This is a genomic window from Kitasatospora sp. NPDC088548 (genome assembly GCF_044753005.1).
Taxonomy (GTDB): domain Bacteria; phylum Actinomycetota; class Actinomycetes; order Streptomycetales; family Streptomycetaceae; genus Kitasatospora.
In genome coordinates this window covers 166,428-186,686 of sequence record NZ_JBIVMI010000006.1, presented here as the reverse complement: position 1 = coordinate 186,686, position 20,259 = coordinate 166,428, and the positions used below count along the sequence as shown (strand labels likewise).

Annotated in this window: 21 protein-coding genes and 4 pseudogenes; 11 read left to right on the top strand and 14 right to left on the bottom strand. The window is 70.3% G+C overall.

Annotation, left to right across the window (positions count from 1 at the left end; all coding sequences use genetic code 11):
- Nucleotides 1-126: 126 nt before the first annotated feature.
- Both ACIP82_RS11200 and ACIP82_RS11195 read right to left on the bottom strand, forming a co-directional pair.
- Nucleotides 127-948, bottom strand: coding sequence for a transposase (locus ACIP82_RS11200; RefSeq protein ID WP_400652970.1), 822 nt, complete (start codon nt 946-948; stop codon nt 127-129).
- A gap of 83 nt (nt 949-1,031) precedes the next feature.
- Complete coding sequence (locus tag ACIP82_RS11195; RefSeq protein ID WP_400652968.1) at nt 1,032-1,265, bottom strand: hypothetical protein; 234 nt, start codon at nt 1,263-1,265, stop codon at nt 1,032-1,034.
- Between the two features lie 338 nt (nt 1,266-1,603).
- Between ACIP82_RS11195 and ACIP82_RS11190 the strand changes: the two genes are divergently transcribed.
- Nucleotides 1,604-1,828 (top strand): hypothetical protein, encoded by a 225-nt coding sequence (locus tag ACIP82_RS11190; RefSeq protein WP_400652966.1) that lies wholly within the window; start codon nt 1,604-1,606, stop codon nt 1,826-1,828.
- Nucleotides 1,829-1,858: 30 nt separating this feature from the next.
- Here the strand turns inward: ACIP82_RS11190 and ACIP82_RS11185 are convergent.
- The 3 genes from ACIP82_RS11185 to ACIP82_RS11175 all read right to left on the bottom strand — a co-directional run bounded on the left by ACIP82_RS11185 (nt 1,859) and on the right by ACIP82_RS11175 (nt 4,460).
- Nucleotides 1,859-3,081, bottom strand: a protein-coding gene (locus ACIP82_RS11185) for an IS3 family transposase (protein WP_400652964.1) whose coding sequence is annotated in 2 segments (ribosomal slippage) — nt 1,859-2,820 and nt 2,820-3,081 — 1,224 coding nt in all. Because the reading frame shifts where the segments join, the coding sequence is not laid out codon by codon here.
- Between the two features lie 31 nt (nt 3,082-3,112).
- Nucleotides 3,113-3,499, bottom strand: coding sequence for a MarR family transcriptional regulator (locus tag ACIP82_RS11180; RefSeq protein ID WP_400652962.1), 387 nt, complete (start codon nt 3,497-3,499; stop codon nt 3,113-3,115).
- Between the two features lie 577 nt (nt 3,500-4,076).
- Nucleotides 4,077-4,460 (bottom strand): hypothetical protein, encoded by a 384-nt coding sequence (locus ACIP82_RS11175; RefSeq protein ID WP_400652961.1) that lies wholly within the window; start codon nt 4,458-4,460, stop codon nt 4,077-4,079.
- A gap of 212 nt (nt 4,461-4,672) precedes the next feature.
- On the opposite strand from ACIP82_RS11175, the pseudogene ACIP82_RS11170 reads away from it, so the two are divergent.
- Nucleotides 4,673-5,044 (top strand): annotated as a pseudogene (locus ACIP82_RS11170) (peptidase inhibitor family I36 protein); the annotation flags it as partial.
- A 1,047-nt stretch (nt 5,045-6,091) separates the two neighbouring features.
- Nucleotides 6,092-7,279: pseudogene (locus ACIP82_RS11165) on the top strand (NF041680 family putative transposase); the annotation flags it as partial.
- A gap of 42 nt (nt 7,280-7,321) precedes the next feature.
- Here ACIP82_RS11165 and ACIP82_RS11160 read toward each other — a convergent pair.
- A pseudogene (locus ACIP82_RS11160) lies at nt 7,322-7,528 on the bottom strand (DUF4287 domain-containing protein); the annotation flags it as partial.
- 322 nt (nt 7,529-7,850) lie between these two features.
- On the opposite strand from ACIP82_RS11160, the gene ACIP82_RS11155 reads away from it, so the two are divergent.
- The 3 genes and pseudogenes from ACIP82_RS11155 to ACIP82_RS11145 all read left to right on the top strand — a co-directional run bounded on the left by ACIP82_RS11155 (nt 7,851) and on the right by ACIP82_RS11145 (nt 11,507).
- Nucleotides 7,851-10,370: a collagenase gene (locus tag ACIP82_RS11155; RefSeq protein ID WP_400652959.1), complete on the top strand. Its 2,520-nt coding sequence runs from the start codon at nt 7,851-7,853 to the stop codon at nt 10,368-10,370.
- Between the two features lie 92 nt (nt 10,371-10,462).
- Nucleotides 10,463-10,729: pseudogene (locus tag ACIP82_RS11150) on the top strand (diadenosine tetraphosphate hydrolase); the annotation flags it as partial.
- A 154-nt stretch (nt 10,730-10,883) separates the two neighbouring features.
- Nucleotides 10,884-11,507, top strand: a complete 624-nt coding sequence (locus ACIP82_RS11145; RefSeq protein ID WP_400652957.1) for a DJ-1/PfpI family protein — start codon at nt 10,884-10,886, stop codon at nt 11,505-11,507.
- Nucleotides 11,508-11,527: 20 nt separating this feature from the next.
- On the opposite strand, the gene ACIP82_RS11140 is transcribed toward ACIP82_RS11145, so the two are convergent.
- On the bottom strand, nt 11,528-11,851 hold the full coding sequence (locus ACIP82_RS11140; protein WP_363614981.1) for an alpha/beta hydrolase: 324 nt from the start codon (nt 11,849-11,851) through the stop codon (nt 11,528-11,530).
- Nucleotides 11,848-12,291, bottom strand: coding sequence for an alpha/beta fold hydrolase (locus ACIP82_RS11135; protein WP_363614979.1), 444 nt, complete (start codon nt 12,289-12,291; stop codon nt 11,848-11,850). Before ACIP82_RS11135 ends, ACIP82_RS11140 begins: the two co-directional genes overlap by 4 nt.
- Before the next feature lie 135 nt (nt 12,292-12,426).
- On the opposite strand from ACIP82_RS11135, the gene ACIP82_RS11130 reads away from it, so the two are divergent.
- Nucleotides 12,427-12,714, top strand: coding sequence for a hypothetical protein (locus ACIP82_RS11130; RefSeq protein ID WP_363614977.1), 288 nt, complete (start codon nt 12,427-12,429; stop codon nt 12,712-12,714).
- Here ACIP82_RS11130 and ACIP82_RS11125 read toward each other — a convergent pair.
- Nucleotides 12,641-12,874, bottom strand: coding sequence for an ATP-binding protein (locus tag ACIP82_RS11125; RefSeq protein ID WP_400653051.1), 234 nt, complete (start codon nt 12,872-12,874; stop codon nt 12,641-12,643). The two genes, ACIP82_RS11130 and ACIP82_RS11125, sit on opposite strands and share 74 nt — an antisense overlap.
- On the opposite strand from ACIP82_RS11125, the gene ACIP82_RS11120 reads away from it, so the two are divergent.
- A complete protein-coding gene (locus ACIP82_RS11120) occupies nt 12,770-13,807 on the top strand; it encodes a tyrosine-type recombinase/integrase (RefSeq protein ID WP_400653049.1) in 1,038 nt (345 codons plus the stop codon). The two genes, ACIP82_RS11125 and ACIP82_RS11120, sit on opposite strands and share 105 nt — an antisense overlap.
- 98 nt (nt 13,808-13,905) lie before the next feature.
- Here ACIP82_RS11120 and ACIP82_RS11115 read toward each other — a convergent pair whose 3' ends face one another.
- From ACIP82_RS11115 to ACIP82_RS11100, 4 genes are all read right to left on the bottom strand, one after another.
- Nucleotides 13,906-14,388, bottom strand: a complete 483-nt coding sequence (locus ACIP82_RS11115) for a hypothetical protein (protein ID WP_363615191.1) — start codon at nt 14,386-14,388, stop codon at nt 13,906-13,908.
- A gap of 74 nt (nt 14,389-14,462) precedes the next feature.
- Complete coding sequence (locus ACIP82_RS11110) at nt 14,463-14,945, bottom strand: hypothetical protein (RefSeq protein ID WP_400652954.1); 483 nt, start codon at nt 14,943-14,945, stop codon at nt 14,463-14,465.
- A gap of 43 nt (nt 14,946-14,988) precedes the next feature.
- Nucleotides 14,989-17,388: a tyrosine-type recombinase/integrase gene (locus tag ACIP82_RS11105; RefSeq protein WP_400652952.1), complete on the bottom strand. Its 2,400-nt coding sequence runs from the start codon at nt 17,386-17,388 to the stop codon at nt 14,989-14,991.
- The gene (locus ACIP82_RS11100) at nt 17,385-18,641 is read right to left on the bottom strand and encodes a tyrosine-type recombinase/integrase (protein WP_363614971.1); all 1,257 of its coding nucleotides are present in this window, start codon (nt 18,639-18,641) and stop codon (nt 17,385-17,387) included. Before ACIP82_RS11100 ends, ACIP82_RS11105 begins: the two co-directional genes overlap by 4 nt.
- 203 nt (nt 18,642-18,844) lie before the next feature.
- On the opposite strand from ACIP82_RS11100, the gene ACIP82_RS11095 reads away from it, so the two are divergent.
- Together ACIP82_RS11095 and ACIP82_RS11090 are read left to right on the top strand one after the other, a co-directional pair.
- Entirely contained in the window at nt 18,845-19,036 is a 192-nt protein-coding gene (locus tag ACIP82_RS11095; RefSeq protein WP_400652950.1) for a hypothetical protein, read from the top strand.
- Complete coding sequence (locus tag ACIP82_RS11090) at nt 19,029-19,568, top strand: hypothetical protein (RefSeq protein WP_363615195.1); 540 nt, start codon at nt 19,029-19,031, stop codon at nt 19,566-19,568. Before ACIP82_RS11095 ends, ACIP82_RS11090 begins: the two co-directional genes overlap by 8 nt.
- A 69-nt stretch (nt 19,569-19,637) precedes the next feature.
- On the opposite strand, the gene ACIP82_RS11085 is transcribed toward ACIP82_RS11090, so the two are convergent.
- The gene (locus tag ACIP82_RS11085; protein WP_400652948.1) at nt 19,638-19,913 is read right to left on the bottom strand and encodes a hypothetical protein; all 276 of its coding nucleotides are present in this window, start codon (nt 19,911-19,913) and stop codon (nt 19,638-19,640) included.
- Between the two features lie 79 nt (nt 19,914-19,992).
- Here ACIP82_RS11085 and ACIP82_RS11080 point away from each other — a divergent pair, with 79 nt between their 5' ends.
- Entirely contained in the window at nt 19,993-20,205 is a 213-nt protein-coding gene (locus ACIP82_RS11080) for a hypothetical protein (protein ID WP_363615199.1), read from the top strand.
- Nucleotides 20,206-20,259 lie beyond the last annotated feature (54 nt).

Below are 20,259 nucleotides of genomic sequence, written 5' to 3'. Positions count from 1 at the left end.
GGTCCGTCTTGCGATCCGTCCGGCGCCCTCTCCGGCGTTCCGGCCCGCGATCCGTCCGGAGGCCTAGAAGTCTCCTGAAGATCTTGTTGGTGGAGGGGTGTCCCGGGTGAAGGTGCCCCTCCATCGTTATGTGGCGGCGGGGGCGAGGGTCCAGGTGTGGCCGGCGGGGCAGGTCACCTCGCCTTTGGCGGTGTCGGCGTGGAAGTCGTCGGCGGTGAAGCCGCCGGGGACGGCGGGTCGCGGTGGTGGCGGTTTGATGATCAGGGTGCGGCCGTCGGTTTCGAGGGTTTCGCGCAGGTCGCCGGTGCCGTAGGCGGTGTCGCCGAGGACGGTCAGGTCCCCGGTCCCGTCGGCGAGGAGAGTCCGGGCGACGGCGGCCTCGTGGTTCTCGGCGCCGGTGCCGGCGGTGAGCTCGACCTCGGTGAGCAGGCCGGTCTCGGGTTCGAAGGCGCCGTGGGCGCGGAAGTCGTCCTGGTAGCGGGTTCGGTTCTTGTGGGTGTGGCGGGCCTCGGGATCGACGGTGGAGACCACCCGGTCGTGGACGGTGCCGCGGGCGGTGCGCCAGCGTCCGTCGCGCCTGTCGGAGCCGTCGGTGATCTCCATGTCCTGGCCGGCGACCAGGGCCAGCAGCCCGACCGCGTCCGCGGCCTTCTCGTCCAGCTGCCGTTCGGGCAGGCGGCCGAGCAGGTTGAGCGCGTCACGGACCAGGGCGTCGACCAGGTCGGCGCGGGCCTGCTCGTCGTTCCAGGCGATGCGGGGCTTGCCCGGGTCGGTGTAGAGGTAGCGCATCGGTTCGCCACTGCCCTGGTAGGAGGTGCCGTCGAGGTAGAGCGCTGCGGCGGCCCGGGCGAGTTCGTTGGCCCGGTGTTCGACGGCGGCGAGGAAGTCGGCCGGCGCGCCGGCGGTGACGTGCTCCGGGTTGGGGAGGTACTCCCAGCTCCAGGTCATCCGGTCACCGCCGGCTAGGCGGCGCGGTAGAGCTCGGCGATGGTGGTGGCGTGGTTGGCGAGGTAGTTCGCCCGGTGGTAGGCCTACGCGGTGGCCGGGTGCCGTTCGATCTCGACAACGGTGGCCCAGTGGTCGACGAACGAGCGGATCGGCTGGACGCTGCCCGTGGTGATGGCTTCGGCCATGGCCTTGGTCTGCCCGTCGATCATCTCCGGGAGGCGGTCCGCGGCGACCACGGCCAGGGCGGCCTTGAGAGCGGCCGGGTTCTGCTCGGGCCTGGGAATAAGCTCGACTCCGTCGTGCGCGGGCTGACTCATGGCGGCGCTCCTCTCGTTGGGTGTGAGGCTACTCGGCATCGGCCGGGCGGTCGGCGTCCTCACGCGGCACCGCGCACGGCGCCGGGCTGCGACTGGCGAGCGGTGCGCAGCGGGACGGCATGGCCGCGGGCGACGGCCTGGGCGGCACGGTGGCGTGCAAGAAGGTCGCGGGCTCGGGCGGCTTCGGCCAGGGCCTGCTCGTCCTCGACCGTGGGGCGGTGGTCGCGCTCGGTCCCCGTTGGGGCGGGCGGCGCGCAGGGCGGTGCGGGCGAGGTCGGCGCCGCCGGGCTCCTGGGTGGTGCTGGTCATGCGGTGAACCTCCTGACGGGGATGTGGGCGTGCCCGGCGGCGTCGGCGATCTGCGCGTCCAGGGCCCGGTTGTCGGTGAAGGCGAGGACCAGGTCGGCGTCGGTGAGGAGCCGGGCGACCAGGTCGTCGTCGGTGAGTGGCGGGTGGCGGTGGTCGGGGGCGGCGTCGAGGCATTTTCAGGGCCCGTCGCGGTCGACCGGTTCGTTGGGCTGGCCGTTGGCCTGGGCCCAGCGGCGGGCCAGGTCGCCGACTGAGCCTTCCCCCGGGAGGTGGACACCGGGGTTTCATGCGGCGAGGGTGATCCTACGGGACGCCGCTGCCTGCTGTTCGAACTGGACCGGGCTGAGGTAGCCGAGCGTGGAGTGGCGACGGCGGAGGCTGTGGAAGGAGACCCAGCGGAACACCTCCAGCCTCGCCTGATGCCGGCTGGCCCATCGGGCCCCGTGCATCAACTCCCGCTTCAGCGAGGCGAAGAAGCTCTCCGCCGCGACGTTGTCGTAGCTGGAGCCGACCTTCCCCATGCTCCGCCGGATCCCGTGGCACCGGCAGAGTCCCGCGAACTCGGCCGAGCCGTATTGAAAGCCTCCGTCCGAGTGGAAGATCACGCCGTCGACCAGGCCGCCGCAGGTCGCCACCGCGGCCTTCAGGGCGTCAGCGACCAGCCGAATGCGCATGTGGTCGGCCATCGACCAGCCCACGAGCCGGCGCGAGTGCAGGTCGATGACGGTGGCCAGGTACATCCACGAGCCGCCGACCGGTAGATATGTGATGTCGCCGACCCACCGGACATCGGGCCCGCCCGCGGTGAAGTCCCGTCCGACCAGGTCCGGCGCCGGCGGCACGCTCCTGTCCTGGACGGTGGTTCGGCAGCGTTTGCGCAGGTGACGGCCGATGATGCCGTGCTCACGCATCAGGCGGGCTATCCGCTTGCGGTTGACCACCCGACCTTGGGCCCGCAGTTCCGCGTGCACCCTCGGAACCCCGTAGGCGCCCCGCGTCTCCCGGTGGACCTCGCGGATCTCGCCCACCAGCGCGGCCTCCGCCGCCGCCCGGTCGGCACGCGCCCGAGCACCGGCCCGCCAGGCGCAGTAACCGGATCGGGCGACGCCCAGGATCTCGCACAACCGCTGGACACCGAACTCGGCGGCGTGGGCGGAGATGAAGTCCCAGCGGCGGGCCCTCACTTCATCTCCCGTGCGAAATACGCGGCTGCCCGGCGCAGGATCTCCTTCTCGACCTGCCACTCGCGCTCGGCCGTGCGAAGCCGCGCGAGCTCGGCCCGCTCCTCGGCGTTCAGCATCTGCCCGGCCGACGCCGGCTCGGCATCGGCAGCGCGCACCCAGTTCCGCAGGGTCTCATGGTTGACCCCGATCTCCTTCGCCACCGCCGCGAACGTGCGCCGACCCTCCGAGGCCCGGTACAACGCGACGGCATCACGGCGGAACTCGTCCGAGTACTTCGACGGACGTCCCGTCTGGACTTCCCTTCCTGGATCTACAAGATCCAAGTGTCAGGGTGTCCACGTCGCGGGGCAAAGCTCAGTAGCTGGGCAGGACGACCTCTGGGACATCGGCCGGCACCTCCTCCACGGCCTCGATCCACTCTTCCTGGGAGCCCTTGAAGGCGATCCGCGGGTTGATCCGGTGCAGCCCGTTGGAGATCCGCCACAGCAGGCCGAGCTCGGCGAGCCGGTTGAGCGCCGGCGAGATGTTGCTCTTGCTGGTTCCCAGCCGCTCCGCGATGTCGTCAAGGGTGAGGGTGACGAAGCCGCCGTCGGTCATCTCCCCCAGCACGGTGTGCCACACGTCGTACTGCAGGGTGGTGAGCCGGCACAGCGGCAGGGCTCGGGAGAGGTCCTGCGCGGTGAACACGCTGCCCTCGGCGGTCAGGAAGGTCTCCGTGCCCGGTTCCTGGTCGGCGGCCATCACATCGACTCCAGCTTCGGTCGGCGGGTGCGGCGGGGCGGGCGCACCGCGCCACGGGGCCTCCCGCGGAGCAGAGTTGAGGTTCTACCACAGCGAACCGCATGTGGTCTGTACCAATTCGGTACGAGGCCGCATCATGCCTGACGGTTCGACAGTTCGGTCGGACGGCGGGCCGTCTGTGTCCGTCCGGGCCGATTCTCTGCCCGGACGGACGCCCGGCGACCGGGCCGCGGACAGCCCCGCCCCCGATCCGGCCGGGGCTGTCCGCAGGGGTCAGGTCAGCTCGGGGCGCTCATGCAGAGGTTCCACTGGGTGGTGGCGAAGGCCACGCCGCCGGACCAGTAGTTGACGTTCCATGCCGCCTCGCACTGCTCGTACTGCGAGTGCGAGACCACGTGGGAGTACGGCGGAGGCGCCGGCGTGCCGCCCTAGTCGGCGTTCGCCGGGGCGGCGGCGGCCATGGCCAGCAGCGGGGCCAGCACGGCCACGGCGGCGGCCGCGGTGGCCGGTCGACGGATTCGCATGGTGGTGGACTCTCCTTCGAAGGTGGCCGACGCGTCCCGGAGCCGTCGGCGGATCACGGGAAGGCCGGCTCGGTCGGGACGAGGACGGGCTCGGACGGGACGAAGTTCACGTCACCGGGGAAGAAGATCTGGGCGCCGCGCACGAGGGCGGCCGGCGCGCTGAGACAGACCTTCAGCTGGGTCAGCGCGAACGGCATGCCGCCGACCCAGTAGTTGACGTTGTACGAAGCCATGCACTGGTCGCGCCGGGTGAGCTGCAGCATCGAGGGGTTCGGGGGAAGGACGTCGAACCCGGGGGCGGGCGCCTGCGCGACGTTGATGGGCCCCGGCTGGGTGGCGGGTCCCTGCGCGGCGTGAGCGGTTCCGGCGGCCAGGGCCAGCAGCGGGGCCAGCACGGCGGCGGTGGCCGCCGCGGCGACCGGTCGGCGAAGACTCATGGGAAGAACCCTCCTCGGGGGGAACGGAATCGCCGGCGCGCGGCACCTGCCTTCGGTGGCCGACGCCGTGGTCCGAATCCTCGCCGCAGTGGCCGGTGCGGCAACATCCCATGTTTCTGGTCCGTTTCCCGGCGCGACGCGCCGGGAAACGGGGCCTCGGTGATCCGCAGTCATTTGACTGATGCCGCCGCCCGCCCCGCCCGGACAATCTCGTGCTGCGGCGGGCCGGACCGGGCCCGCCGCGCACGAGCACTGTCCCCGCCTGGAAAGCGAGTTCCACCGTGGCCCTGAAGTCCTTCAAGCCGGCGACCGCCATCGCGGGCGCGCTCGCCGGGGCGGCGCTGTTCCTCACGGCGGCGCCGGCGTCCGCCGCGGACCCGCCCTACGACGGCTGCCCGGCCTGGGCGCTCTGCCTCTACCAGGACGGCGGCGGCGCGGGGTCGAAGGCGATCGTCGTCCCGCCGGCGGCCGGCGGCAACGGCGAGATCGTGCGCCTCACCAAGGTCCACTTCCTGAACGGGGCCCTGGCCAACGACCAGGTGTCGTCCTGGCTGACCAACTCCCAGTGCCAGGTGGAGTTCTGGGACGACCCCTACGGCGAGCTGCACCCGTCCCAGCTCGACTTCACCCCGACCTGGAACTGGGGTGCGAAGGGCGACTACGGCTTCAACACCCCGACCACCACCTCAACGACCGCCTGTCGGCCGTGCGCTTCTGGTGCCCGTAGCACCCGCCCGCGTCCCGACGCCCCCGGCCCCCGCCCCCGCGAGGCGCCGGGGGCGTTCCCGTGCGCCCTCCCGGTGCGCCCTCCCCGGCCCGGGAGCACCACGACGACACCGAAACGAGATCCCATGAAACGCCTACGCCCGGCGGCCGCGCTGCTCGCCGGCCTGCTGCTCCCGCTCGCCCTCCCCGCGCCCTCCACCGCCGCCCTCCCCGCGCTCTCCACCGCCGCCCCCGCCGCGGACGCCCCGGCCGCCGCCGTGACGGCCGGTCCCGGCGCGGAAAAGCCGGACCTGACCTCCGCCAACCGCACGAGCCCGCCCGCCGGCATGCCCGACTGGTCGCGCGTGGGATTCCGCGGCGGCCGACCGCTGCCCGGTGGCGGCGACCTGACCGGAAACGCCGCCTGCCGCATCACCCCGGACCGGCTCGCCTCGCAGTACGGCGTGCGGGCGGACGACGGCGCCGACGACACCACCGGCCTGCAGAAGGCCGTCGACGACATCAAGGCCGCCTGCTCGCCGGACGCCAACTTCGACAGCCTCTCGCTGATCTCCCTCCCGGCCGGCCGGATCGACGTCTCCCGGCAGATCTACGTCGACGCCGACTACCTCGTCCTGCGCGGCCAGGGTTCGGGCACCGGCGGCACCCGGCTGGTGTTCCGCCCCGACGCCGACACCCGCTACGACACCCTGGTCAACGGCCGCTGGGACCAGGACAGCCTGAAGGCCGGCAGCGACGTCGGCACCGGCGGCTGGATCCGGCCCGGGCGCGGCATGTTCCGCGTCCAGACCCGGGACATCGCCGAGCGCTACCAGGACGACTGGGCGGCCGCCCCCGCCAACCGCAAGGACATCTTCGAGCGCAGCGTCAACCAGCACTGGGCCTCCGGCATCAAGGTCGCCGCCAAGGCGGCCGACGGCCGGATCGTGCTGGCCGTCGACGTGAGCAACTGGCTCCGCCCCGACGCCCCCACCAGCGATGACCGGCTCTTCTGTCACGTCCACGGACGCGGCGACCGCAAAACGGACGAGCTCGTTCCCGGCTGGCCGTACTCCTTCGTCGCCGCCCTGGAGACAGGCCGCACCTCCTGGGTCGCGCTGCTGGACGCCGTGCGCCTCGGGCCGGCCGACGACGCAACCGCCGTCACCGCCGCCCAACTGCGCGATGTCGTCGAGCGGTTGAAACAGGCCGAACAGTGGCAGCCGGGCGACCCGGAGATCCTGATCATGACGGACTCGGGCTACGACGTCGCCTACCTCTCCCACGCTCTCGTGGACCTTCCGATCATGCTGGTCGGGCGCCAGCGCTCGGACCGCGTCATGCTCCGCGACGCGGGCCCCGCACGCTCCACCCCGAAAGGCGGGCACCCACGTCGGCACGGTGGCGTCCTCACCTTCACGAAGCCCGAGAGCACGAAGCCCGAGAGCTGGCATCGGCCCGAGGTCACCACTGTCACAGACACCACCCGCTACGGCACCGCGGAGGCAATCGCGTAGGACCGGATGCACCCCAGGCTCACCCACCGCGGCCCCTGGCTGAACAACACCGAGGAGGAACTGCCCATCTTGCACGGTACGTTGGTGCGGTTGAAGGTCGAGCGCCTGCCGGGCGACCGGGACCCGAAACCGGTCTGGCTGTGGTGCTCGGCCACCGCTGCCACCGGCGCCGACGTGGACTGCTGGTGGCAGTCGTTCCTGCGCAGATTCGACCTGGAACACACCTTCCGCCTGATGAAGCAGAGGCTCGGCTGGACCGCCCCGAAGATCCGCCACGCCGACAGCGCCGACCTGTGGACCTGGCTCATCATCGCCGCCCACACCCAACTCCGCCCTGCCCGGCCGCTGGCCGAGGACCTCCGCCACCCCTGGGAGCGGCCCGCCGAGCCCCGCCGCCTCACCCCCGCCCGGGTGCGGCGGGGGTTTCGCAACATCCGCCCGACCACCGCTCGCCCAGCAGCGGCACCGAAACCGTCCCGGCCAGGCCCGGGACGGCCTCCCGGCTCGAAGAACAAGCAACGGGCCGCACGTCACGACGTCGAAAAGACGGTCAAACGCGCCGAGTCGATCAAGGAACACCAAGCCCGACGAGGATGAATTCCAAGCCGAGGCCGCGCCCCTCCCGGGCCCCTGCTTCCCGCCCTCGTCGAGCGTGTGCTTGACGAGGGCGTTCGCGTGCCCGTGGCCGATCCCGTGCTCCGCCTTCAGCCAGGCGACCAGCTCCATGTGCCGGGTCAGCGGGGAGGAGCGGATCAGCTCCTTCCAGTGCGCGACCGGCTGCCCGTACTTCTGCTCGATGGACGGGAAGTAGCTGGCGGGACCCTTGGCGGCGGGGGTGGCGGTCATGGTGGGGCTCTCCTTCGTTCGTTGTTCACAGGACCGGACGCGGCGCGGAAACTCATCGGCCGCCGAATGTGATCCCGGTCACAATTCAGAGCCCCGGGGGTCGGCCCGGATGGGGGTGCGAATCGGCCAGTCCGTCCGGTTCGCCGGCCTGCGCGGCAGCGGGCGGACCTCCCGGCCCGCGGTGCGGCGGAGTGGCTGGAAATCGTGTGTCATATGAACTGTGACATTGTTCTGACCCGCGGTCGGTGACAGGATCCACGCCAATCTCCTTCCTTCAGCCCGATCCCACGTCGGGCTGCCCCCACTCGACGAAGGATTCGGCGTGCTCCTGCGCACCAGACTCTCCATGCTCGCGGCAGGCGTCGTCGCCTGTTGCGCCACGGCCACCGCCGTGCTGCCGGCCCAGGCCTTCGCGGCACCCCCTGCCGCCGTCGCCGGGCCGGCCCCCGCCGCCTCCGCAGGCCCGGCCGGCCTGACGGCCCCGGCCGCCACGACGGGGTCCGAGGCCCCCGCCGCGCCCACCGCCCCGCTGCCCCCGGCGCTGATCGGCGCGACGCGCCTGGACGAACCGGCCGCCGCGGCCGGGGCGGGCGCCCCCGCCCTGTCCAAGTCCCTCGCCGCACAGAGCTGCACCCCGGCCGACTTCGCGGCCCGCACCGGTGCCGAGCTGGTCACGTTCGTCAAGAACTCGACCACGGACTGCATCAAGTCGCTGTACACCAGCGGCAGCGCCGACCCGGGCATCTTCCGGCAGGCCCGGATGCTGTCCGTCGCGGACGCCCTCAAGAGCCTGGCGGCCGGCTACACCGGCGACAACTCGACCGGTATCGCGCAGCTGGTGAAGTACCTGCAGGTGGGCTACTACATCCAGTTCTACTACCCGGATGCGGCCGGCCCGTACACCGGCGAGCTCGCCACCGCCGTCAGCTCCGCCCTGGACACGCTCTTCGCCGGCACCCGCTGGCGCGACGTCACCGAGGACAACGGCCGCATCCTCAAGGAGGTGGTGTGGCTCACCGACAGCGCCAACCTCCAGGCCCGTTACGCGGGCGTCTACAAGCGGATACTGGACGGGTACGACAACTCGTACAACGCGTTCCCGCAGATGATCAGCGCGGTCAACTCCGTGCTGTTCTACCCGCTCTGGGGCGGCTACCGGAACGCGGACTTCGTCCGGTCGCTGGCGGCCGATCCGGCCCTGATCACCTCGCTCGCCGACTTCGCGGTCAACCACCGGGACCTGCTCAACGGTCCCAACGCCGTCCTCGACACCAACGCGGGCAACGACCTGGCCCGGTTCGCCGGTGCGAGCCCCACCGCCGAGGCCGTGGCCAAGCCGCTGGTGAAGAAGGTGCTGGACTCCGCGCCGCTCCTCACGCCCTACGCGCCGCTGTACGTGTACACGGCCGTCCAGGCGGCCTACTACAACAACGGCCAGTGCTCCTACTACGGCATCTGCGACCTGCGCGCCAAGCTCACCTCCGTGGTGCTGCCGAACCAGCTGGTCTGCGACAACCGCACCCTCCAGGCCCAGGCCCTGTCGGCCGCCGAACTGGCCACCGTGTGCGAGAGCCTGCGCAAGCAGGACGGGTACTTCCAGAGCGTGGTCAAGCACAACGGGCCCATCCCGAACCAGTACGCCAAGACCGTCACCTTCGGGATCTTCGCCAACAAGACCGACTACACCACCTACTCGTGGGCGATCTTCGGCAACGGCACCGACAACGGCGGCCAGACCGTCATGGACGCGACCGACCCGAAAAAGCAGGCCGTGACCGTGATGTACCAGAAGGCCTGGAACGTCAACGACCCCGCGCGGGTGTGGAACCTCAACCACGAGTACACCCACTACCTCGACAGCATCTACGACATGAAGGGCAACTACGACCTCCAGATGTCCGTCCCGGACCTCTGGTGGGTCGAGGGCATCGCCGAGTACGTCTCGCACACCTACCGCGGCGCCACCGACACCGACGCCATGGCCCAGGCGGCCAAGCACACCTACAAGCTCAGCACCCTCTTCCAGAGCACCTACGGCAACTCGGACTCGACCCGCACCTACCCGTGGGGCTACCTGGCCGTCCGGTACATGCTGGAGAAGCACCCGGCCGACGTCCAGGCCATGCTGGCGCGGTTCCGCGCCGGTGACTACCCCGGCGGCTACGCGGTCTACAACAACGTCGGCACCTCGTACGACGCCGACTTCGACGCCTGGCTCGACGCCTGCGCCGCCGGCGCCTGCTACGCCGCCGGCCCGAACGCCCTGTTCGACACCACGGTGAACGGCGCGACCGTCAGCGTCAGCGAGCGGTCCGTGCAGACCGGCCCGGGCCGGATCACCTCCTGGCGCTGGAACTTCGGCGACGGCACCTACTCGGACGAGCGCAACCCGAGCCACACCTACGCGCAGGCCGGCAGCTACACCGTCGCCCTGACCGCCACCGACGACACCGGCCAGGCCGGCACCACCGCGGCCACGGTCACCGTGACCTCCGGCGGCCCTGTCACCCTGCCGAACTGCACCGAGCCGCGCAACGACGCGATGGGCAAGAACTGCTCGCGCAGCGGCCGCGCCGCGACCGCCGGCAACTCCGACTACCTGTACCTCTACCTGCCGGCCGGCACCACCACGCTGAAGGTCACCACCTCCGGCGGCACCGGTACCGCGCACCTCTACTACAACGCCGACACCTGGGCCTCGCCGAAGGCCTTCACCGCCTCCTCCACCGGCAGCGGCACCACCCAGTCCCTCACCGTCACCAACCCGACGGCCGGCTACCGCTACCTCAGCCTGTACGCCGTCACCGACTTCAGCGGCGTCACGGTCAGCACCCAGTACTGACCGCCCGACCAGCACTACTGGCGCCCGGCCGGGACTCCCCGGCCGGGCGCTCCGCACGCCCGGAACCGCCGGTCACGCCCTAGCATCGGCGGATGACCGACGAGAACCGCGACTGGAAGTCCGACCGCATCGGCAGCGCACTGCGGGGCCGGAACCCCACCGTCATCCGGCGCCTGGACGCCGGGTTCGCGGTGGCCGGGGACGTGCAGTTCCTGCCCGGGTACACGATCCTGCTCACCGACCGGCCGGGGGTGCAGCGGCTCTCCGACCTGCCCCGGCCCCGCCGGATCGCCTACCTGGAGGACCTCGACCGCCTCGGCGAGGCCGTCGAGCGGGCCTGCCGGGCGGCCGACCCGGCCCACGCCCTCACCGCCGCCCACGACCCGATCCGGACCGCCATCGGCGCGGAGCTGGATGCGCTGAGGTAAAGGCCGGTGGTGCAGACCACTCGTTCTCGTGAATCCGCTGACCGGGGCTGGGACCGGAGGCCAACTCGAGCCTACGCTGCGGGACATGGACATCGCCATCGTGCTCTTCGACGAATTCGAGCCGCTCGACGCGATCGGCCCCTACCAGGTGCTCGGCTACCTGCCGGGGGCCGCCGTGCGGTTCGTGGCGGCAGGGGAGACGGGGCCGGTGGCCGACAGCATCGGGGGGATGCGGCTGGACGTGCCCGCCCGGTACACGGACGTCGAGGCGTGCGACGTGCTGCTCGTCCCGGGCGGGCACGGCACCCGGCCGCTGATGGACGACCAGGCGTTCCTCGACTGGCTGCGCCGGACGTACGCGACCACCCGGTTCACCGCCTCCGTGTGCACCGGCGCGCTGCTGCTCGGGGCCGCCGGCCTGCTCGACGGCCTCGCCGCCACCACGCACTGGGCGGCCGCCGGCGAGCTGGCCGGGTTCGGTGCCGCCTACACCCCCGAACGGGTGGTGCGCCGGGACCGGATCGTCACCGCGGCCGGCATCTCCGCCGGGATCGACATGGCGCTCCACCTCGCCGCCCTCCTCACCGACGAGACCACCGCCCGGGCGATCCAGCTGCACGCCGAGTACGACCCCCGGCCGCCCTTCGACAGCGGCTCCTGGGCGAAGGCCTCGCCCGCCGTGCGGGAGCGGATCAAGGAGCTCGGGTAACCGCCGGCGGCCCCGGGCCGCTACGTGTGCAGGAAGGACTCCAGGGCGGCGGCCAGGGCGACCGGCGTCTCGTGCATCGGGTAGTGGCCGGAGGCGGGCAGCTGTTCCACCTCGGCGTTGGGGTAGTGGACGAGGAAGGTGCCGCGCATCGCGTCGGCGGTCAGCAGGAGGTCGTGCTCGCCCACGAACACCCGCACCGGCACGGGGTTGCCGGCGATCCGGTCCACCAGGTCGGCGGTGGTCCAGTCCCGCACGTAGCCGCCGAAGGCCTCCCGGGTGGACAGCTCCAGCGAGCTGTCCACCATCCGGTCCAGCCAGACCCGGCCGGCCCGCCGCCCGGTCACCCGGTCACCCGGTCCAGGATCTCGTACCGCTTCGCCCGGTCCTCGGCCGCGCCGTAGAACAGCGCCTCGCCCTCCGCGTCCATCGGGTACGGGCCGGCCGGGACGGGCGCCAGCCCGGCCAGCTTCCGCACCCGGTGCGGCGCCCGGGCGAGCACCTGCTGGACGGCCTTGCCGCCCATCGAGTGCCCGACCAGCGAGAACTCCGGCCAGCCGAGCTGGTCGGCCAGCGCGAGCGCGTCGTCCGCGATCTCGGCCAGCGTGTAGGCGCCGGGCACGTCCTTGCGCTCGCCGTAGCCCCGGTAGTCGAGGAACGCGTAACAGAAGGCGGAGCCGTCCAGGTAGTCCGGGAACGGGCCCCAGCCGGCGCTGGTGCCGAACCAGTCGTGCAGGACCAGCACCTTGTGGGCGCCGGTGCCGACCAAACGGTGAGGGATCGTCATGCGGGGCTTGATGCCCGTTGCGGGTGATCCCCGAACCCGGCGCACCCCCGGCAGCCCCACCTCGGCATCGACGTCCCCGATCTGGCCGCCCCCGATTCGGTCTGGGAGCCCCTCGCCCCGCTGGCACCCGTCGCCGTGGCCGGGCAGACGACCGCGGGCGAGCCGGGCGGCGCCGCCGTTTTGGGAACCCCGGCCGACGCCCTGGTGGAGACCCTCAGCCTGGCGGCCGTCGCCGAGGCGATCGAGGACACCGTCCAGCGTGGGCTCGGGGTGTCCCACGCGTGGGACACCGCCGACCTGGTCCTGCCGGTGCGCGCGGTCGTCGACCTGAAGGGCCGCGTTGCCGAGCTCACCGCCCTGGTCGCCGAGCGCCTCGCCGACGCCCACCAGGAGGCCGGCGACGCCGTGCTGTCGGCTTGGTGAAGTCGAAGTCCTCCAGCCGCTTGGGCCGCGGGAAGCGGGCCAGCCGCAGGAGCCGCTGCTGACGGCGTACGTCGCGGTCGGCGAGCTCAACCTGCAGAAGGTCGAGGAGGAACTGCTTGTAGGTGGCCTGCTCGCGGCGGGCGGTGCCGGCGAGTTCGATGAACCGCTCACGGAACGCGGGCAGCTTCAGGTCCCGGCATGCCTCGTCGATGAGCATGTCCTCCGGGCCGCCCGGCAGGGACACCCTCCTCTGCGGGATTCGGTCCTACGCTTGACCGGCATCCGCAACGAGGAGCTCCTGGAGCTGACCCACCACAGCATCACCGAATACCGGCTCCCCAGCACCGGCGAAGTCGTGCCCCTGCTGCAGGTCGCCCCGTCCAAGACCGACAGCGAACGGCTCCTGCTGGTCAGCCCGGAACTGGCGGACGTCCTTTCCACCATCGTCTGCCGCCTGCGAGGAAGAAGCCGTGCGATCCCACTGGTAGCCCCCTACGACGTCCACGAGCGGGTCTGGAACCCGCCCATGCCGCTGCTGTTCCAACGCGATATCGGCACCGAACACCGCGCTTTCACCCCGACTGCGCTGCGCAAGCTGCTGATCAACGCGCTGGCCGCCACGGGCCTGACCGATGCCGGCGGCGAACCCCTCGTCTTCTCCCCGCACGACTTCCGCAGGATCTTCGTGACCGACGCCATCATGAACGGCCTGCCACCGCACATCGCCCAAGTGCTCTGCGGACATAAGAGTCTTGATACGACGATGGGCTACAAGGCGATCAACCCCGCCGAGACCATCGAGGCCCATCGCGCCTTCATCGCCCGCCGCAGGGCAACCCGACCCAGCGAAGAGTATCGAACCCCCACCGAAGAGGAATGGGACGCATTCCTTGCGCACTTCGAGAAACGCAAGGTCTCCATCGGCACCTGCGGTCGCGCCTTTTCAAGCCCTTGTATTCATGAACACGCTTGCTTATCCGAACTAGCCCAGCTCGGCGCTGAGTTCGCCTGCGAGCGGTTCGCCACGGAAAGTAGTCGTGTCGAGTGGGGCGAACGGACTCTCTCGGGCGTGTCGTATGTTGCGCGACTTTGAACATGTGTATGAAGGCGGTGACGGGCCCAATATTGACGAGGCGGCCCCGGCGGCCGTCAGGCCACCGGGGCCGCCGTGAACACTGGTCGGCTTCACGCTCACAGTGTCGCGGGGCACTCATGCTGATGGGGCGGGGGTCCCACGACGTTGAGGATCGGGTGTTCTCCGTCCGGGATTTCGAAGACGAAGGTGACGCCGGAGGACGTGGCCTCGATGGCGCATTGGTTGCCGAAGGTGAGGGGTGTGTAGGGCTGCCAGGCGCAACCGACGCGGTCGAGAGAAGCGATCACGTCGGCGTACTTGGGTTGGCCGGGGAAACGATCCCGGCCGACCAGGCCGGCAGGGAGGCCAATGACATCACGCCAGGTCTGGAGGCAGATCAGAGCGATCTTCTGGCAGCGGCAGACACTGAGTTCAAGGTCGCCGTAAGCGAACAGGCGCGGCCATGACCGCCGCTTCCCGACGACCACTTCCCAGGGCTCACCGAGCGCCGCGGTGACCTGACCCCAAGCCGCGCCGTTCTCAACCGGCCCAAGGTGTCCCGACCGGGCGAGCTCCGCAAGGACGTCGAGTAGCTCCATGAGGCGGAGCCTGTCATCTGCGGCAATAGGCTGTCCAACGGCTTCGGGCGGGCCCGGATAGTTGCGCGGTCCTGCTATGAGAGCGCGTATGTCCGGACGGGGTCGAGGTGCAGTTCGTAGGGCCCGAAGCAGTCGGCTGCGAGCGTGGCGACCGGAGCTCCGCAAGGACAGGCTCGGTTGAGTCCTGAGTCGCCAGTCGGCCCGCAGCACCCGTAACTGTTCTCCCAGCCGGGCAGGGGTTGGAGGTCGGGCGCGTCCTCGGGGTGCGCGAGCACTGTGCCTGTGGCGCCCGCCGAGATGACGAACCCCTCCTCACGGCTGATCATGAACCCGCGGGAGTGAGCCGGCTTCGGGTTCTCCTGATCGTCCTGCACGACATAGGGAGCCCCCCAGGGCTCGGGGTCGATCGCGTAATACCCCTGCTGGAGGGTGGACGGCGCCCGACGGGTCTTCTTGTCCCGATTCTGCTCGCGGTCCGGGAGGTCGGGGATGGTAATGAGCTCGATCAGTTCCGACGTGATCGCTGTGCCGCACTTGGAACAAAGGAAGACGGTCATCTCCTTGTTGTAGTGCTCAGAGCTGCTGCTCCGCATCCTCATTTCACTGCCCGAGGTCGATGCGAGCAACGATGCGGCGGGTGTCGGGCATGCCCAAGTGGACGGTGGACGGCTGGGCTGCACGGTCGCGCATGGCCTCCAGCTTCTGGGCGGCGGCGGCCATGGTGGTCTCGATGGCGGCGACCTCGCCGAGCCAGCCCTGGTCCCTGGCCTCTTGGAGGCGGTCGACGAGGTTGGCGTGGATCTCCTGGAGGCGTGGCATCTGGGCCGGGTCCACGAGCAGTAGGGGACATCTGACACAGGCGTTTTCATGCTGGCACGGGGTCGCGTAGTCGCGGCCGCAGGTCCCCAGGGCGACCTTGCGCAGTTCGAAGTGGGCCAGGAACTCGTCCCACTCGGTGGCGGTGAGCTCGCGGTACTCCTCGCTCGGCCGCTCCGTTCTGCGGCGGGCGATGAAGGCCCGGTGATGGGAAATCACGTCCTCCGGGTAGATCGCGGCATACCCCATGGTCGTGTCCAAAGCGGTGTGGCCGCAGATCTTCGCGGCGATGTGCGGGGGCAGTCCGGAGCGGATGGCGTCGGTCACGAAGATCCTTCTGAAGTCGTGGGGGCGCCATTCGAGCGGGTCGCCGGCCACGGTGATCTGGGCGGACTGCGAGGTCGCGACCAGGCACTCGCGGATGTAGCTGCGGGTCAGCGGCCGGTCCTCGGTGCCGTACCGGCGTTGGAAGAGGAACGGCATGGGCGGGCTCCAGGTCTGCTCGAACACGTCGTAGGCCGACACCAGCGGCAGGGCGGCGTTCCCGGCCCGGACCCGGAAGATCACCGCGGTCAGCACCTCCGCCAGCTCCGGGGAGACCAGCAGCAGGCGCTCCGAATCGGTCTTGGACGGGGCGACCTGCAGCATCGGAACCACCTCGCCGGTGGTGGGCAGGGTGTAGGCGATGAAGCTGTGGTGGGTGAGTTCCAGCAGCTCCTCGATCCGGATGCCGGTGTGCCGCAGCACCTCCACCGTCGCCCAGGACCAGAACGCCGCCTCCTCCTCGTGGGTCAGATTCCGCCGCCTGCCGGTGGCCACCTCGGTGACGTAGATGCGGCGGGCCTGCCCGGACCCGCAGCGCTCGAACTCCTCCTCAGCAACGAGGAACCGTCCACCGGCCGGCGTCGCGCGAGCCGCGGTGATGCGGGCATCGGCGTCCTTGCGCTGCCGGTCGACGGCGCGAAGCAGGGCGGGCAGCAGCGGCAGCTGGGTCCTGGTCCGCTGGTCCATCCGGGACTTCACCCCGGACCTGGACTTCTTCGTCGCGCACTCGTTCGCCTTGATCGGGCACGGCGCGACCCAGGGCGCCCACCGTGCCGGATCGTCGGCGGCCCAGCGGGCGATGTCCTGGTAGAACGCTCGGATGAACACCAGCTCGCTGCGGAAGTTCACCCGCGGCCGCACCGGGTGGCCCTGGGCGTCACGGATGAAGGCCAGGCGTTCTTTCCACGCTTGCACGACCTCAGGTGTCAGTCGCAGTGACTCGATGCCGGGATGGTGGATCTCCAGGTCGCGCCAGAACAACCGGCACAGGTTGCGGGCGATGGAACGCAGCGAGACGTGGTCGAGCTCGGGTGCCCGCTCGGTGAAGTACTCGACCAGCAGGTTACGGACGGCCCGGCACTCGATGCCGTACGCGTCGACGATCTGCTCGACGCTGCGGCGGCCTTCGATGCGAAGCGCCCGCAGCCGCAGCGGTGCGCTGGCCGGGAGCACGCTGGTCTCTTTGAGTAGGGCGTAGAACAGTGGCCGGCCCGCGCTGCCCCGGAAGTGGTGTTCCTCCAGCGCGGTGGTCAGCTCGATGCAGTCGCCGACGGTGATGTCGCTGACCAGGCCGCCCTTTCGGATCACGATCCAGGTGAGCTTATTCAGGGCGTCGGACCTGGCTGTGGGTGTCGCGTGCTGGGCCAGTCGTTCGAGTCGCTGGAAGGTATCGGGGTCGCTGGCGGCTCGGGACTCGGTGAGCATCACCGTCGCACGCTGCCGCAGCAGCCATGGGTAGCTGGGGCGGATGGCCTGCCCAGCGACCAGGAGCACCAGTCCCGTGGCCAGTTCATCGCGCCAGTGGCTCTTGGGTGTGCCGCGTCCCTGCAGGGGCAGATCGGTCCACTCGAAGCCGGCGTCGTCAGCCCCGCTGGCCATCCAGCGATCCTGCCAGGTCTCTCCGGGCTGGCCTTCGAGCCAGTCCAGCAGCTTGCCCAGGCCCCGCCGCCGGGTCTTGTCTCGGGTCAGGCCCGCACTGGGGTCGGTGAACAGTCCAAGCAGCCGCTCGACCAGGCTCTCTCGGCTCTGACGGGTCTGCCACCAGCTCGCTTCGCCGACTCGCGGTTCCCACTCCAGCGCGTTTCCCACCTCATGTGGTTCGACGGGCCTGGCGACGTCGACGTTCGCGGTCGGGTTCACCGGCTCTCCCCGCCCGCGGTTGATGTGCCGAACAGTGCTGCCAGCACCTCGGGGCGGTAGCCCGGCGCCGGCGGGGCTGGCGGTTTGGCCTGCTCGGTGCGCTGCCGCTCGTGGTGGGCCAGGAGGTGGGCGACGACCTCGTCGGGAGTGGGAGCGATATAGATTTCCGTGGTGGTGATGTGGGCATGTCCCATGACCCACTGCACGTCGGCGAGGGTTAGGTTCGGATCGCGGACCATCCTCTTGGCCGCGCTGTGCCGCAGGTCGTGCAGGGTCCAGTTCGCGCCGAGTAGCTGGTTGGCTCGGGTGAAGACCATCCGGGCCGCGTCGTACTCCAGCGGGCGGAAGGGCCGTCGCAGCGTCCACCACAGTGGCTCCGACGGGTGCTTGGGGACCATGCCGCGCAGTTCTTGCTGGTAGAGCCGAAGCCACACGAATGCGTCGGCGGAGGCGGGAAGGTGCTGCAGGACCTGGCTGCCCTTGCGGACCACGCCGATCGTCTGGCCCCCGGGCGCGACCAGGCCCTGCGGGACACCCAGCAGTTCAGAGGCGCGGGCGCCGGTGGAGATGTAGAACGCGATCAGAGCCCTGTCCCGGTTGTACTTCAGCGCGGCGAACAGGTCGTTGAACGCCTGGTCAGGAATGATCCGCGGGGTCGGCTTGGGCTCCTTGGGCTGATAGGTGCCCCGGCGCGAGGGTTGCCGGAATGGCTGCATCGGGTTGTGATGCGCATTCGGGCTCCCCTCGTCGGCAGCCCCGCCCTGTGGGAACGGGTTGATCAGCGGTCGGCCGTGGGTCTCGCGGTGGTACTCGTAGAACGAGCGGATCACCGCGCGAGCGTGCCGCCTGGTCCGAGCGGCATAGTTCTCGCCGGGCGCGGCCTTCCCCGTGACCGGGTTCACCGATCCCGGGGCGGGCGCATCGGGACGGCGCTGGCGCGGCGGCTTCTTCGTGGTCTTCAGCCACAGCGCGAAGTCGCGGGCCTCGACTCGGCTCGCGAGATACCAGGGCACGTCCACGGCGCGTAAGAACCGGACCCACGCCAACAGCTCATAGGCGTAGGACCGCAGCGACGTCGGACTCGCGTCGTCGGCGAGCATGTGATGCAGGAATTCACTGACCGCAGCCACCTCGGTGCCATCAGCGTCTACGAGCCGGAACGGCCGCAGCGGGTCATCGCTCTTCTCTACGCGGCCGACCCGCGCCACCTTCAGCGCCGCCACGTCCCGGACCGTCGTGCTGTGCTCTGGCATCCATTCCTCCACGGGTCGACCTACTCGACGACACGCGATGAAACCAGATCCACCACCACACGCGCAGTCACCGCGACCCGCCAGCGGTAGCCACAACCCCCTTGTTTTCACTATGAGTTGACCTGGAAGGGAGCCCAAACTAGTTCGGTCAACGGGACGTTCGTTGCTCGCTCCTCCGGCCGGACCCGGCCCAGCGCGACCGGTTGGAGGAGATCCGCGACAACCTCCTCGCCCGCATTGCCGAGGCCGAGCGCGAGGGCTGGCTCGGAGAGGTCGAAGGACTCAAAGTCAGCCTCGCCGGCGCCGAGGATAAGCTCGCCCAGATCGACAGGCAGTCCCAGAAGACCACCATCAGCCTCGGCATGCCTACGACGAGGAGCGGGGACCTTGAGTAGCGACGCACATCGAGAAGAACCAGGCCACGATCTGAGCACGTGGACGCTCGACCAGCTCCAGACGTTTATCCATGACGCCCGCGGCCAGCAACTTGAGACGGCACGCGTCGCCGCGCAGGGACAGGCCTACAACTCCAGCCATCCCCAGGAAGCCCGTCGCCAGTGGGCGAAGCTGTCGCTGCTCGCGAACCGACGCATGCTCGACCACGCCGAGGGACACCCAGCGCGCGTGGCTCAGCAGGACTTCATGCTCCGGATTTGGGTAATCGACCGGCTGGGCCCCGACGACACGGACCCCGACTGGAGTCCTGCGGCGCTGGCGTCCGACACGCTCGACGCACTGTCCTTCACGCCCCCGCAGGCCGCCGCTCTCGCCGAGGACTGGCGCGACCTTCCCACCGGGCAGATCCGCGAGCTGCGGCGACACAAGAACCTGACGGCACATCTCGAAAGCCTGGTCGGCTACCTGGCACCAGGCCCGGTGCGGGAACGACTCGTGGCCTGGACCGCAACCCGACCGCTCCTGCCTTGACCAGCCCTCCAGCAATCAGATCGCCCCAACCGAGTTCCCAAGGCGAGGTTCAGCAAAGGCGGTCGAAGATCAGAACGGAACCGACAGACCGGAGTCGCGCAGGCGGGCCAGAGCAACGGACATGCACTGCCGAACAGTCCTCCCGTCGGCTCGCATCCCATGCGCCAACGGGCCGCCGCTGGCGGCGAACGTCCACGCTGGCGCGTTGTCGGCCAGTCTCTCGGCGTCCATCCTGATCATGGCGTTCACACCCTGCTCGCCCAGCCACTCCAAGATCAGAAGCGTCACGTCTTCGACGCCGCGTTCCTCATCGATCTTCGGCCAACGGCCTCGGTTCCCAGTCATCACCCCGACTCCATCGAGGTTCCGGAGGTGGTCCAGGGGCCCAACCGACGAGTTCAGAGAAGCCTGTGTCAGGTGCCCCATGCTCCGCCTGGACCCGGCCCAGGAACCGCGGCTGCTGGAGATCGAGACCAACACCCGCCAGCGCATCGGAGAGGCCCAGCGGATGCAGTGGCTCGGTGAGGTCGCCGGCCTGCAGGAAAGCCTGCGGCACATCGCCGACAAGAAACAGCAGGCCGAACGCCTACGTGCCCAAGCCGGGCACGGTGAAGCCGGGGTCGCATCGCTCGGATAGGCGATCACTCATCGGTGATGATCTAGGCCTTCAGCATGCGCCGTTCCTCGATGT